Annotated in this window: 12 protein-coding genes; 5 read left to right on the top strand and 7 right to left on the bottom strand. The window is 62.8% G+C overall.

Features of this window, described 5'->3' with window-relative positions:
* Positions 1 to 215 precede the first annotated feature (215 nt).
* From RUGAMON1_RS08730 to waaA, 5 genes are all read left to right on the top strand, one after another.
* The gene (locus RUGAMON1_RS08730; RefSeq protein ID WP_445230134.1) at positions 216 to 1310 is read left to right on the top strand and encodes an MraY family glycosyltransferase; all 1095 of its coding nucleotides are present in this window, start codon (positions 216 to 218) and stop codon (positions 1308 to 1310) included.
* A gap of 66 nt (positions 1311 to 1376) precedes the next feature.
* Positions 1377 to 1691 (top strand): H-NS histone family protein, encoded by a 315-nt coding sequence (locus RUGAMON1_RS08725; protein ID WP_116991590.1) that lies wholly within the window; start codon positions 1377 to 1379, stop codon positions 1689 to 1691.
* A gap of 72 nt (positions 1692 to 1763) precedes the next feature.
* Positions 1764 to 3146 (top strand): phosphomannomutase/phosphoglucomutase, encoded by a 1383-nt coding sequence (locus RUGAMON1_RS08720; protein WP_445230133.1) that lies wholly within the window; start codon positions 1764 to 1766, stop codon positions 3144 to 3146.
* A gap of 4 nt (positions 3147 to 3150) precedes the next feature.
* The gene (gene waaC / locus RUGAMON1_RS08715) at positions 3151 to 4164 is read left to right on the top strand and encodes a lipopolysaccharide heptosyltransferase I (RefSeq protein ID WP_445230132.1); all 1014 of its coding nucleotides are present in this window, start codon (positions 3151 to 3153) and stop codon (positions 4162 to 4164) included.
* 9 nt (positions 4165 to 4173) lie between these two features.
* Positions 4174 to 5463, top strand: coding sequence for a lipid IV(A) 3-deoxy-D-manno-octulosonic acid transferase (gene waaA / locus RUGAMON1_RS08710; protein ID WP_445230131.1), 1290 nt, complete (start codon positions 4174 to 4176; stop codon positions 5461 to 5463).
* Here waaA and RUGAMON1_RS08705 read toward each other — a convergent pair.
* From RUGAMON1_RS08705 to gmhB, 7 genes are all read right to left on the bottom strand, one after another.
* Positions 5460 to 6524, bottom strand: a complete 1065-nt coding sequence (locus RUGAMON1_RS08705) for a patatin-like phospholipase family protein (protein ID WP_445230130.1) — start codon at positions 6522 to 6524, stop codon at positions 5460 to 5462. The two genes, waaA and RUGAMON1_RS08705, sit on opposite strands and share 4 nt — an antisense overlap.
* Before the next feature lie 128 nt (positions 6525 to 6652).
* Entirely contained in the window at positions 6653 to 7201 is a 549-nt protein-coding gene (locus tag RUGAMON1_RS08700) for a cytochrome b (protein WP_445230129.1), read from the bottom strand.
* 22 nt (positions 7202 to 7223) lie between these two features.
* On the bottom strand, positions 7224 to 8351 hold the full coding sequence (locus tag RUGAMON1_RS08695) for a hypothetical protein (RefSeq protein WP_445230128.1): 1128 nt from the start codon (positions 8349 to 8351) through the stop codon (positions 7224 to 7226).
* 6 nt (positions 8352 to 8357) lie between these two features.
* Positions 8358 to 11015, bottom strand: a complete 2658-nt coding sequence (locus RUGAMON1_RS08690; RefSeq protein ID WP_445230127.1) for a hypothetical protein — start codon at positions 11013 to 11015, stop codon at positions 8358 to 8360.
* Positions 11016 to 11142: 127 nt separating this feature from the next.
* Positions 11143 to 12099 (bottom strand): M48 family metallopeptidase, encoded by a 957-nt coding sequence (locus RUGAMON1_RS08685; protein WP_445230338.1) that lies wholly within the window; start codon positions 12097 to 12099, stop codon positions 11143 to 11145.
* Positions 12100 to 12113: 14 nt separating this feature from the next.
* A complete protein-coding gene (locus tag RUGAMON1_RS08680) occupies positions 12114 to 12806 on the bottom strand; it encodes a lysophospholipid acyltransferase family protein (RefSeq protein WP_445230337.1) in 693 nt (230 codons plus the stop codon).
* 66 nt (positions 12807 to 12872) lie between these two features.
* Entirely contained in the window at positions 12873 to 13439 is a 567-nt protein-coding gene (gene gmhB, locus RUGAMON1_RS08675) for a D-glycero-beta-D-manno-heptose 1,7-bisphosphate 7-phosphatase (RefSeq protein WP_116991870.1), read from the bottom strand.
* Positions 13440 to 13448 lie beyond the last annotated feature (9 nt).

The following is a 13448-nucleotide window of genomic DNA, read 5'->3' as shown; positions in this document are numbered from 1 at the left end:
CTCGCCATACACTGCTGCTATCATGCCGACGCGCCCCGGCAGCGCGCCGGCATGTCTTTTCGCGCCTGACGTTGCAAAACTGTCTAATGTTCGACGCCGCGCGGCTATTACCGGCCGTCAATTCAGGACCTGCCCGCTTAATCCGGTACAATCGCGAGTTAGCGTGTAGTCCATCCTTATCGGTTAGCGCATCCGGTAATTTTGTATAGAAAAATATGTTTTCCTTTTTACTGAGCTTTGTCGCTTCCGCGCTGCTAACCCTGCTAGTGATTAAAGAAGCGAGATTGCACGGTCCTGCGCTCGATTCCGATTTCATGGGCGTACAGAAAGTGCATGCCCACCATGTCGCCCGTATTGGCGGCTTATCGATATTCTTATCGGTGGCGCTGAGTTCCTTCATTTCCATTTGGCGGGTGCCGGCCATGACGCATTGGCTGATGTCGCTATTGGCCTGTTCCGCCGTGGCGTTTGTCGGCGGCATCGTCGAGGATTACACCGGCCGCGTCAGCGCTACGCGCCGCCTGGTGCTGACCATGGCCGCCGCCGCGCTCGGCTATTTCCTGCTCGACGCCCGCGTCGACCGCATCGACTGGGCGTTTTCCGCCTGGCCGCTGCAATATATGTGGCTGACCTTGCCGCTGACGGTGCTGGCCGTGGCCGGCATCGCCAACGCGGTCAATATCATCGACGGTTTCAACGGCCTGGCCAGCGTGGTGTGCATCTGCATGCTGCTGTCGCTGGGCTATGTGGCGTTGCAGGTCAACGACATGTTCGTGCTGATCGCGGCGCTGATGGTGGCGGGCGCCACGGCCGGCTTCCTGATCTGGAATTATCCGGTCGGCATGATCTTCCTGGGCGACGGCGGCGCGTATTTTATCGGTTTCATGCTGGGCGAACTGGCATTGCTGCTGGTGATGCGCAATCCGCAAGTTTCTACCTGGTACGCGGCGCTGCTGTTAATCTATCCGACCTTTGAAACCTTATTTTCGGTTTATCGCCGCATGTTTGTCCGTGGTAAGTCTCCGGCCATGCCGGACGGCATCCATTTGCATAGCCTGATCTTCCGCCGCATCGTGCAATGGGCGGTCGGCCGCAAAGAAGCGCGCGCGCTGATACGCCGCAATTCGATGACCTCGCCTTATTTATGGCTGTTTTCGCTGATGGCGGTGATACCGGCCACGGTATTGTGGCGCCATACCTGGGCATTAATGGTTTTCTGTATTTTGTTTATCAGCAGTTACATCTGGATATATGTCCGTATCGTCCGCTTTAAAGCACCGCGCTGGATGATACGCCATAAGAAAACCTGACTTTTTTATGTTGATGTAATATATTCCCGCCGGGCTTTATATCACCTCACTTAAAAGGAATACCAAATGGATCTGTCGAATATGTCCTCCGCCGATTTGCGTAATCTGCAAGAGCAAGTTAAACGCGAATTAAAACAGCGCGAAAGCCAGGACCTGGCCAAGGCGCGCGAACAGATACTGGCCATTGCCCAAAGCGTGGGCGTGCCCTTGAAAGACCTGGTCGGCGGCGCCGCCGGCACCCGCGCCAAAACCGGCAGCGTGGCGCCACGCTACCGCAATCCGGCCGACGCCACGCAACTCTGGACCGGCCGCGGCCGCCAGCCGAAATGGGTCAAGGACTGGCTGGAAGCCGGTAAAGACATCGCCGGCTTAAAGGTTTAAACTGCCTGCATTCCGATAAGCTGCGGCTGGCAAGTCCAGCCGCTTTCATTCCTCTCGCATACATTCCACACTATGGTTTCTTTATCTAAAACGATCTTCAAGGCTTACGACATCCGCGGCATTATCGATAAAACCCTGGATGCGGGCGTCGCGCGGCAGATCGGCCAGGCCTTCGGCCAGGCTGCGCTGGCCAAGGGCGAAACGAAGGTCGTGATCGGCCGCGATGGCCGCCTGTCCGGCCCTGTGCTGACGGCAGCGCTGGCCGAAGGCCTGCAAGCGGCCGGTGTGGATGTGATCGACCTGGGCGTGGTGGCCACGCCGATGGTGTACTTCGGCACCAACGTGCTGGGCGCCGCCTCCGGCATCATGGTGACCGGCAGCCACAATCCGCCGGACTACAACGGCTTCAAGATGGTGCTGGCCGGCGAGGCGATCCACGGCGACGCCATCACCGCGCTGTACCAGCGCATCGTCGACCACGACGGTTCGTCGGCGGCCAACAAGGGCGCCTACAGCACCCACGACATCCGCACCCAGTACCTGGAGCGCATCATCGGCGACGTCAAGCTGGCGCGGCCGATCAAGATCGCGGTGGACTGCGGCAACGGCGTGGCCGGCGCGTTCGCGGGCGACCTGTTCCGCGGCATGGGCTGCGAAGTGGTCGAACTGTTCTGCGAAGTGGACGGCAATTTCCCCAACCACCATCCCGATCCGGCCCATCCGGAAAACCTGCAAGACCTGATCCGCTGCCTGCAGGAGACCGACGCCGAGCTGGGCATCGCCTTCGACGGCGACGGCGACCGCCTGGGCGTGGTCACCAAGGACGGCCAGATCATCTACCCGGATCGCCAGATGATGCTGTTCGCGGCAGACGTGCTGAGCCGCCATCCGGGCGAGCAGATCCTGTACGACGTCAAGTGCACCCGCCACCTGGCGCCGTGGATCAGCAAGCACGGCGGCGTGCCGCTGATGTACAAGACCGGCCACTCGCTGGTCAAGGCCAAGCTGCGCGAAACCGGCGCCCCGCTGGGCGGCGAGATGAGCGGCCATATCTTCTTCAAGGACCGCTGGTACGGCTTCGACGACGGCCTGTACTCCGGCGCCCGCCTGCTGGAAATCCTGACCCGCGAAGCCGATCCGTCCAAGCTGTTGAACTCGCTGCCGCAGTCGGACAGCACGCCCGAGCTGCACCTGCACCTGAGCGAAGGCGAAAACGTCATCGTCATGGACAAGCTGCGCAGCGACGCCAAGTTCCCCGGCAACGTGCAGATCATCACCATCGACGGCCTGCGCGTGGAATACGAAGACGGCTTCGGCCTGGCGCGTTCGTCCAACACCACGCCGGTGATCGTGATGCGCTTCGAAGCCGAAACGCCGGCCGCGCTGGCACGCATCCAGGGCCAGTTCAAGAGCGTGATCCTGGCTGCCAAGCCGGACGCGGAACTGCCGTTCTAAGCGCATGACGGCGCAAGCGGGCGGCCGCAAGCCGCTGAACATTTTGCTGGTGCGCGTCTCCTCGCTGGGCGACGTGCTGCACAACCTGCCGATGGTGGCCGATATCGCTTGCCATTTCCCGGACGCGAATATCGACTGGGTGGTGGAAGAGGGCTACGTCAGCCTGGTGCGGCTCAACGCCCGCGTGCGCACCATCATTCCGTTTGCGCTGCGGCGCTGGCGCAAGAGTCTCGGCCAGCCCGAGACCCGCGCCGAGATCAAGCGCTTTTTCCGTACGCTGCGCCAGCAGCAGTACGACTATGTGTTCGACACGCAGGGATTGCTCAAGACCGGCATCATCATGGGCGCGGCCCGGGTGGTGAAGGGCGGCCGCAAGGTCGGTCTGGCCAACGGCAGCGAAGGCTCCGGCTACGAAGGCATCTCGCGCATCTTCCACAACCTGAGCATACCGACCGATCCGCGCACGCACGCGGTGGCGCGCGGCCGCCTGGTGGCCGGCGCGGCGCTGGGCTACGCGGTCGACACGCCGGCCGATTTCGGCCTGCCGGAAGTGTCGGCCAGCGAGCCACGTCCGGACTGGATGCCTGCCGAGCCATACGCCGTCTACTTCCACGGCACCGCGCGCGATCCGAAGAAGTGGGCGCCGGAGAACTGGATAGCGCTGGGCCGCGAACTGGCGCCCATGCCCATCCTGCTGCCCTGGGGCTCGCCGAAAGAGAAGGCCGAAGCCGAAGTGCTGGCCGCAAACCTGCCGAACGCGCGCGTGCTGCCGAAATTGTCGATGGCCGACGCGATGCTGCTGGCGCGCCACGCCGGCCTGGTGATCGGCGTCGATACGGGATTGACCCATATCGCCGCTGCCTTCGTGCGTCCGACGGTGGAGATCTACGCCGATTCGCCGCGCTGGAAGACCGAGGGCAACTGGTCGCCGCGCATCATCAACCTGGGCGATCGCGGCGCGCCGCCGTCGGTGGCCGAAGTGCTGTCCGCGGCCCGCAGCTTGCTGGCGCAGTCATAACTAATCGCCATGCGTATTTTCTATTCCGTGATGTGGTGCCTGGCCTTGCCGCTGGTGCTGACCCGCTTGTGGCTGCGAGGCCGCAAGGAGCCGGGCTATCGCCAGCATTGGGGCGAGCGCCTGGGCCTCTACAGCGGCGCCGCCTCGTCCTCGCAGACGCTGTGGGTGCACGCGGTGTCAGTGGGCGAGACGCGCGCCGCCGAACCGCTGATCGACGCCTTGCTGGCCGAGTATCCGAACAGCCGCATCGTCCTCACCCACATGACGCCGACCGGTCGTGCCACCGGCAAGACGCTGTTCGCCAGGCATGGCGCGCGGCTGGTGCAATCGTATCTGCCGTATGACACGGCGACGATGGTGGGCAGTTTCATCAAACATTTCAAGCCTGCGGTCTGCATTCTGATGGAGACCGAGGTGTGGCCGAACCTGATCGCGGTATGCGGCAAGCGCGGCGTGCCGGTGGTGCTGGCCAACGCCCGCTTGTCGGAGCGTTCGCTGCGCAGGTCGCGCCGTTTCGGTTCCTTGCTGGTGGATGCCGCGCGCGGCATCTCGCTGGTCGCGGCGCAGACGGCGGCCGATGCGGAGCGCGTGCGCTCGCTGGGCGTGCAGCGCGTGGAGATCACCGGCAGCATCAAGTTCGACGTGGTGGTGCCGGATGCGGCGCTGGCCATCGGCGCGGCGCTGCGTGGCGTGATCGGCGGCCGTCCGGTGCTGCTGTGCGCCAGCACGCGCGAGGGCGAGGAAGAGTTGATACTCGATGCCTTCCGCCAGCAGCGTGCCGGCTTGCCGTCCAATGTATTGTTGTTGATCGTGCCGCGTCATCCGCAGCGGTTCGACGAAGTCGAGAAGATGGTCGGCGCGCACGGCCTGAACGTGCAGCGTCGCAGCAAGCTGGCGCTGGACGGCGGCGATGCCGCGTTGCCGGGCTTTGTCGATGTGCTGCTGGGCGATTCGATGGGCGAGATGTTCGCCTACTACGCGGCCTGTGACGTAGCCTTCGTCGGCGGCAGCCTGCTGCCGCTGGGCGGCCAGAATCTGATCGAGCCGGCGGCGCTGGGCAAGCCGGTGCTGATCGGCCAGCATACCTTCAACTTCGCGCTGGTGACGGAAGATGCGCTGGCGGCGGGCGGTGCGCAACGCGTCGCCGATGCGGCGGAGCTGATGTCCGCCGCAGGGCGCCTGCTGAACGACGAAGCGGCGCGCGCGGCGATGGGTCGCAACGCGCTGGCCTTCGCCAACCAGCATCGCGGCGCCACGCGCCGCACGCTGGCGCTGTTGCCGGCGCTGGTCAAACTTTAACTGGCCAACTCCATCTCTTCAGCGTAGCGCAGCACCGTGGAGTGCTGGCGGCAGAAGCGCGTCGCGGCCTTGTAGCCGATATCGAACAGGAACTGCATGTTCGACGTCGACCAGTCCATCGTGTTCGGCATATGGTCGTCCGGCACGGCGGCCATCAACTCCAGCTTGAGCAGGCGGCGCTTGGGCAGGCCGGTCTTGCGGTCGGTGTTGTGTTCCAGCTCGAACAGGCGGATCTGGTTCTGCGAAATTTTCACCAGCGGCGTGATCATCGAACCCACCCATGCGTCGTACAGGTTGCGCGGCTTGCGCAGCAGGCGTTCGTCGCCGAGGATGTCGAGCACGATCAGCGTGTCGGTGTCGTGGTGATCGCCTTTGCCTTCGATGAATGGATCGAAGTTCAAGGTCTCCAGCGCGGCGCCTTCGATGTAGTCTTCGCCGTCGATTTCAGTCGGCGCGTACAGGAAGGGGAAGGACAGCGCCGCGCGCACGTGTTCCGCCTTGATTTCGTGCTTGTCCCAGATCGTCATGCGATGCTGGTTCAGGTTGTAGGCGTTGATGTAGAACTCCGGCTTCATGCTGGCGATGGCGGAGAAATCGACCGCGCCTTCCAGGAACGGCGCATGCGCGCACAAGCCCAGGCTCTTGGCCGACAGGTTGGATGGCGACATGGTCGACATCAGCAACTGCGTCCAGTCGGTCCACGGCACCGAGCCCTTGGCGAACACGTTTTGCATCGCACCAAACACCGGATGGCTGTTCGACGGCGCAAAGGCGTTGCGGAAGGCGTCCGCTTCCTGGCCCGGCTTGTGGAAGATTTTGTAATTCACCGGCATCATCTTGTAGATGCTGTCGGAGACGCCGGTATCGGCCCAGCGTTTCAGCGCTTCGCGGGGTGAGCCTTCCAATGGCGCCGCGTACAGCAGGCCCATCAGAACACCCGCTCCGGAAGCGGAAATCACGTCGAATTCGACTTCCTGGTCGAGGAAGGCAGCCAGCGCGCCGGCGATCAGAGGCGAGTTCGGCGCGCCTCCACCCAAGACCAGGCCGGTCTTCTTTTTCATAGTTTGTTGCATTAAATTTATCCCTTATGCGGCAGTGCAGCAGAAGTTATCACGATAAATTCCATACGGCAACTTTTAATATCGAATGATAGATATTTGCGATTCGGATAATGGTGTTGCAGTTATCTTCATTTTTGCGTGCGGCCCAGCATGCGCTTCAGCGTGGCGTCCCTGTCGATGAAGTGGTGTTTGAGCGCGGCTGCGGCATGCAGCACGATCAGCGTCAGCAGCAGGTAGCCGAGGAAGCCGTGCATGTCCTGGCCGATGTCGGACCAGCGGGCGCTGAGCGGCACGGCCTGGTCGCCGAGGTGGTGGCTGGGGAAAATCTCCCAGCCGAAGATGCCGAAGCCGTGGCCGCTGGCGCCGGAGTAGAGCATGCCGCTCAGCGGCATCACGACGGTCAGGATCAGCAGCGCCACGTGTGCCGCCACGGCGGTCACGTGCTCCAGCCGCGACACCGGCCGCACCGGCTGCGGCAGGCCGTTGCGCCAGCGCCAGGCCAGCCGCGCCAGGATCGCCACGAAGACCAGCAGGCCGATCGATTTGTGGATGTCGTACAGATGCCAGGATTCCGTCTCGACCATGTAGATGCCGAGCGCGATCAGACCGATGATGCTGGCCGCCACCAGCCAGTGCAGAGCGATGGTGGTGCGGCTGAAGTTTGTTTTGGTATCCATGGCATTAATTAGAACACAAAAATCAGAACACAAAATACATGGTCGTCTCCAGGCTGAATGCGCGCGCCTCGCTGAACGGCAAGCTGTCGGTGCGCACGCGCAGACGGAGCGGGCCCTGTTCGTATCCCAGTCCCACCATGTTGAAACGCGTGTCATAGCTGGCGCTGAACGTTCCCCAGCGACTGGCGTAGCTGCCGATGGCTTCCGGTATGGTGGTGCCGGCGATGCGCTGGGCGCCGATGCGCAGCGCCCAGTGCTGGTGGCGGTAGGTGAGGTTCAGCGCGGTGCTGGCGCCGATGGCGCCGGTGCGCTCGATCAAGCTGTTCTGGCCCACCATCTGCGGCTGGTAGTTGATGTAGCCGTCGCTGTCGACCGTGCGCACGTCGGAGGCGATGACTTTGACCACCGACGGCAACTTGGTCCAACGCATGCGGCTCCACAAGTCATTGACCGCCAGGTTGGCGGTCAGCTGACTACTCAGCGGCCATTGCAGGGCGGCCGAGATGCTGGCCCCCGACGATTTTTGCGTCGCCTCCGGCTTGAACGGGTAGTCGTAATCCGTGTTCGAATTCCGATACGTGCCATCGATCCGATAGGCGGTGTCGGGCGTGTAGCTCAGCTTGCCGGACACGTCGCTATCGTGATTGCGGACGTGTCCGTAGAGTGCGGTGGACACCAGCAGCAAGGGATGGCCGGCGCCCTGCTCGGGCAGCACAAAAGTACGGCCCAGGCGCGCGCCCGCCGCCGCCCATTGCGTCGAATGCGCATCGGCCGCGAAATCGCGGGCCTTGGCGGGCGTCTGGTGGTTTTGATAGAGATGGTACAGGTCCACCGTGTCGCGGTTCGCCTCCAGCGAGAGTTCCAGCCGGTACTCCACGCCAAGGCGCCAGCCGTCTTTCTCCACGCCGAACTCCACGCGGTCCCGTTGCAGGAAGGCGTTGCGGCCGTTGCGTGGACTGTAGCCGCTGCTCCAGTCGCGGTTCAGTTCGCGGATCGGCACGGCGTCGTAGGCCGCCCAGGCTTGGGTCTTGGCATACAGCTGCCAAGCGGCGCTGGGGGCCCGCAGTGCAATGTCGCTGTCGGCGACGGCTGTCTGCGCCGCCGCCCCGCCTGTCACAAGCAGGGCGCTCAGTAAAGAAAATAAGCGCATGGTGGATTAATAGATCGACTCGAAACTGCCGTCGGCGTAGTTGATCATCTTGGTGCTGGTATTGATCAACGCAGTCCGGCCGTTGTTCTTGAAGACACCGTAGTACTTGTCGCCGTCGACCACATTGACCGTGACGCCTGTGGCGCTGCCGATGTGAACCGTTCTTGGCAAGGAGTTGTTGCCGTCAAAGGAGATCGCGTTCGCGCCGTCGTTGTAGGTGGCGTTGAACTCGCTGGTCTTGTAGCCGGTGGCGCGGGCGGCAAACGTTACCGCCAGCAGCGGACGGCTGGCAATCTTCAGGCTGCCCTTGAACGCTGCGCTGCCCGTGGCGAAATTGGTCGCGGACTGCGGCGCCGAGCTGTCGTAGGCTTTGTAGTTCAGCACTTCGGCGGTGATGACGCCGTTGAAGTTCTCGGCCCGATTGTTGGTGAAGCTGCCGCTGAACTGCGCATAGTTGGGCAGATAGCGATTGCCGTATTTGTCGGTATCGAATTTGCTCAGGGATAAAGTGCCGCTGACTTTGCTGCTGGCGGTGGCGACTTCGATTCCCAGTTTGCCTTCGGTGACGCGATACCTGCCGCCGTTGTCGGCCACACGGACGAAGGAGCCGTCGGAGATCTTGACGTTGCCCAGCGTCGCGCCGTTCTTGATGGCGTCGACGTAGCCGGAGAACGCGTACTTGTTGATGTTGTTCGCTTCGGCCGTGGTGGCGGTATTGATGCGCCAGGTTTCGTAGTCGGTGAGCGCAACGCCGCTGGCATCGGTACGCGCCGGCATGGTGCCGACAATCAGCGCCGTGGTGACGGCGTTGCCCGTCATCGTGTAGGTGATGCTGCCGCTTGCGGCGCTGCCGACGGCAACCGGGCCACCCAGTGTCCGGATGCTATAGGCGAGACCTTGCTGATCCTTCAGGTAGTCCTGCGAGGCGCGTTGGGTCTGGGCGGTGTAGCTGAAACTGCCGCTGGCGACCGGCAGCAGTGTGATGCTCCGGGCGATCACGGAGCGGGTGTATTGGCCGAAGGACCCCGTGCCGCGTTCCGAGCCCTCGACGATCTTGCCGTTCAATGCGCAGGCGACGCTCCTCGGGGTGACCGATGGCACATCGCCCGCCGTCATGGCGATGGTGGCCGCTGCATCCTTGTAGAGTGTGCACGAACCCAGCGCGGAAGCTGTCGAACCGTCGTTGACGGTGATGGCCGTGGACTTGCCCTGCGTGTAGTCGTTGAACAATTTGATACCGCGACCGGATACGACGACCCAGTCGGCCAGACTTTGATCCAGCGGCGCCACGGCGGTTTCAAAATCGGCCTTCATCGCGTCCAGGCTGCTGCGCAGGCCGCCGCCGTCCTTGTTGGCGTCCGACCAGGCTTGCAGGTTGGTGCGCAAACTGGCGAACAAGGCTTTCGTTTCGCCCACCGGGTCTGATGGGGTTGGTGTTGGTGTTGGCGTTGGCGTTGGTGTTGGTGTTGGCACTGGCGTTGGCACGGGAACCGGAGTCGGCACAGGTGTCGGAACCGGAGTTGGTACAGGAGTTGGCACAGGCGTCGGAACCGGAGTAGGAACCGGGGTTGGTACCGGTGTCGGAACCGGAGTAGGAACCGGGGTTGGTACCGGTGTCGGAACCGGAGTTGGCACAGGCGTCGGAACCGGAGTAGGAACCGGGGTTGGTACGGGCGTTGGAACCGGAGTCGGTACAGGTGCCGGCGTTGGCGTAGGAGTCGGCGTCGGCGTCGGCGTCGGCGTTGGAGTTGGCGTCGGCACAGGTGTCGGAACCGGCGTTGGCACAGGCGATGGGGTATTGACGGCGACGTCGGAGAACAGCTTCTGGCCATCCAGTGTTTTCAGCGACGTTTTGTTGACGGCCGTGTCACTGGCCACCGTGGTCAGCGCCGCGAGCAAGGCATCCTTCGCGCCGCCGGAAATGCTGACAACGCCATTTTTCATCGTTGCGGTACCGGTCGTTGCGGTCACCGCGCATTTGACTTTTTCACCTGGCGTGCCGGCGCATCCCATACGGTTAGCGTGGGCAATTTGCGAGATCGCCGCCAGCGCCACGGATTGCAATTTTTCTGCCGCGTCGCCTGTATTGGCGGCGGCGTCGCTATTGGCGTTGAGCGGTTTGGTGGTCAGCGGATTAAAGCCGAGGATCTTGGTCACTTCGGTCTGCGCCGAGGCCACGTTGGCCGTGGTCAGGCTGTTGGCCGTGCCGGCGCTCATCGCCGCCGTGACCAGCATATCGGTGAACGGCGTAACGTGTCCGATGACGGTGGTGTTGCTGCCGCTGTCGAGCTGAACCAGGCTGCGCATCGTCATCGTGGCGGACATGGAAATCGTGCCGCTGTACTCGTCTTCCATGGTGGTACTTGTGTCGCCGCTGACTTCGACGACGAACAGGCCGGTGCGGCTGCCCAGGTTGATCGAATAGCTGCCGTCGGTTTTGGACGTGCGTCCGCTGGCGATCGGCACCGCTGAGCGGTTGCCGGCGGCATCGTAGGCATAGACGTTGACGATACCGTCTTTGATGAGGCCCTTGGCGGCGATGCCGCTCAGAGTGCGGAACGGCGCGGCGACCGGGCCGGTGTCTGGGGCGGAGGTGCTGCTGCCACCACCACCGCATGCGGCCAGGACAGAAGTGAGCGCGCAGGCGATAGCGAGTTTCGTCAATTTCATTGCAATAGTTAAATAATAGTTTTCGAACTATCAATTGTAACATATGCAATTTCCAATTGGAAATTGTTGACTTGGTAGCAGCTTTGTTGAAGTGTCAAGCAAACCGGCCAGAGCTGCGCGGCTACGGGAACAGTACCGGCAACTCCTGCGCGCGCTTGCGCAGCAGGTTCTTGGCTTCCTCGTATTCGGGATAGATCAGGCCCACCGTGTTCCAGAACTGCGCGCTGTGGTTCATCTCCAGGATGTGCGCCAGCTCGTGCGCGATCACGTAGTCGATCAGCGGCTGCGAGAAATGGATCAGCTTCCAGTTCAGGCGGATCTTGCGGTCCACCGTGCACGAGCCCCAGCGCGTGCCCGCCGACGACAGGCCGAACGAGTGGTAACGCACCCCCAGCCGCTCCGCAAACACGTCCAGCCGCTGCTCGAATAGCACCTTGGCCTCCTGCTGGTACCAGGACTTGACCCGTTCCTTCAACAGCGTCTCGGTGGCGCCAGGCACCAGCACCATCGACAGCTCGCGCGTGGCCGGGTTGTAGCTGCTGCGATTGCGTCCGCCCACCAGCAGCCGCAGCGTGATGTCCGCGCCCAGATAGGGCAGCTGCGCGCCGTCCGTCCACTCCACCGGCGGCTTCTCCAGCCGCGCGGCGCGGCGTTCGCGGCGCTCTTTCAGCTTGCTCAGTATCCAGTGCTGCTTGGTGCGGATGGCGTTGTCGATTTCGGCGATGCTGATGCGCTTGGGCGCGGTCACGCGCAAGCCATCGTCGTCGATCATGAAGCCGATCGAGCGGCGGGTCGAACGGCGCAGCGAATATTCGAGCACGAAGTCGCCCACCATCAGCTGGCGCTTGGGGATCTGGTCCGACGGCGGCGGCGTCTGCGCGCGCGGCTTGACCGGCACGGCGGTCTGCGGCGGCGCCACGTAAGGCGAAACGGGAGGAGGGGTATTCGAGGCAGGTGCGGTCGGAATCGACCATACCGGTGCGGTGTAGACCGGCTTGACGGAGGCCTGCGACTGCGCCTCCCGTCCAAACAGGTCCAGTTGGCTGGCGTCGTCTTGTGGCGACGCCGGCTTGACCAGCGTGGCTAGATCATCTAGCCAGCGTTGTAGGCGTGGGGCGAAATGACGCGCATTTCTGATTCTATCCAATTTTCCACCTGTTGCATCATGCTGTCCGGGGTCTGGCCTTCCGGCGAAATCGGTTTGCCTATCGATACTGTAACAAGGCCGGGCCGCTTGATGAAAGAATTTTTTGGCCAGCACTCGCCGGAGTTGTGCGCGATCGGTACAACCACGGCGCCGGTCTCGATGGCCAGGCGCGTGCCGCCGCTCTTGTACTTGCCCGCCTTGCCGACCGGGATGCGGGTCCCTTCCGGGAACATGATAATCCATTGGCCGTCGGCCAGGCGGCGCTTGCCGTGGCGGACCACGTCCATGAAGGCGTTCTTGCCCTGCTTGCGGTCGATCGGGATCATGCGCAGCAGCGCCATCGCCCAGCCGAAGAAGGGAATGTACAAGATCTCCTTCTTGAACACGAACACCAGCGGACGCGGCATGTTAGGCAGCAGGAAGATGGTCTCCCATGCCGACTGGTGCTTCGACAGCACGATGGCCGGCGCGTCCGGGAAGTTCTCGGCGCCCTTGATTTCGTAGCGGATGCCGCAGATGATCTTGAGGCACCAGATCATGAAGACATTCCAGCGCGCGGTGACGTAGAAGCGTTTGTTGTACGGCAGCGGCGCGGCCAGGAAGCACACGCAGGCCCAGACGATGGTCGATACCACCATGACGATGGTGAAAATCAGGGAACGCAGAAACAAGACGGGATGACCCAATGCAGACTCCAAAACTGTTTAGCTAACGACGTGCAGCGCCGGCGGGGCGCTGGTTTTCAGCAGGTGATTGACCATCGCGGCGAGGTCGGCGAAGACCATGGTGCCGGGCGGCAGGCCACCCGTGGCCTGGGTTTTCTCGCCCTTGCCGGTCAGGACCAGGTAGGGCACGCAGCCGCTGACGTAGCCGGCCTGCAGGTCGCGCAGCGAATCGCCGACGGTCGGCACGCCTTTCAGGCTGATTTTATAACGCTGCGAGATTTCCGTGAACATGCCCGGCTTCGGCTTGCGGCAATCGCAGCTGTCGGCCGCGGCGTGCGGGCAGAAGAAGATGGCGTCGATGCTGGCGCCCACTTGCTGCGCCAGGTTGTGCATCTTCTGGTGGATCGCGTTCAGGATCGACATGTCGAAGAACTCGCGGGCGATGCCCGACTGGTTCGACGCCACCACCACGCGATAACCCGCCTGGTTCAGGCGGGCGATCGCTTCGAGCGAGCCGGGGACCGGAATCCACTCGGCCGGCGACTTGATGAAGTCCGGCGAATCGTGGTTGATGACGCCGTCGCGATCGAGGATGATCAGTTTCATGGACGGCGC

The organism is Duganella rhizosphaerae, assembly GCF_040364205.1.
Lineage (GTDB): Bacteria > Pseudomonadota > Gammaproteobacteria > Burkholderiales > Burkholderiaceae_D > Rugamonas > Rugamonas rhizosphaerae.
Note: the sequence above shows the minus strand (reverse complement) of the source record. Positions and strands in the feature narration are given on the sequence as shown.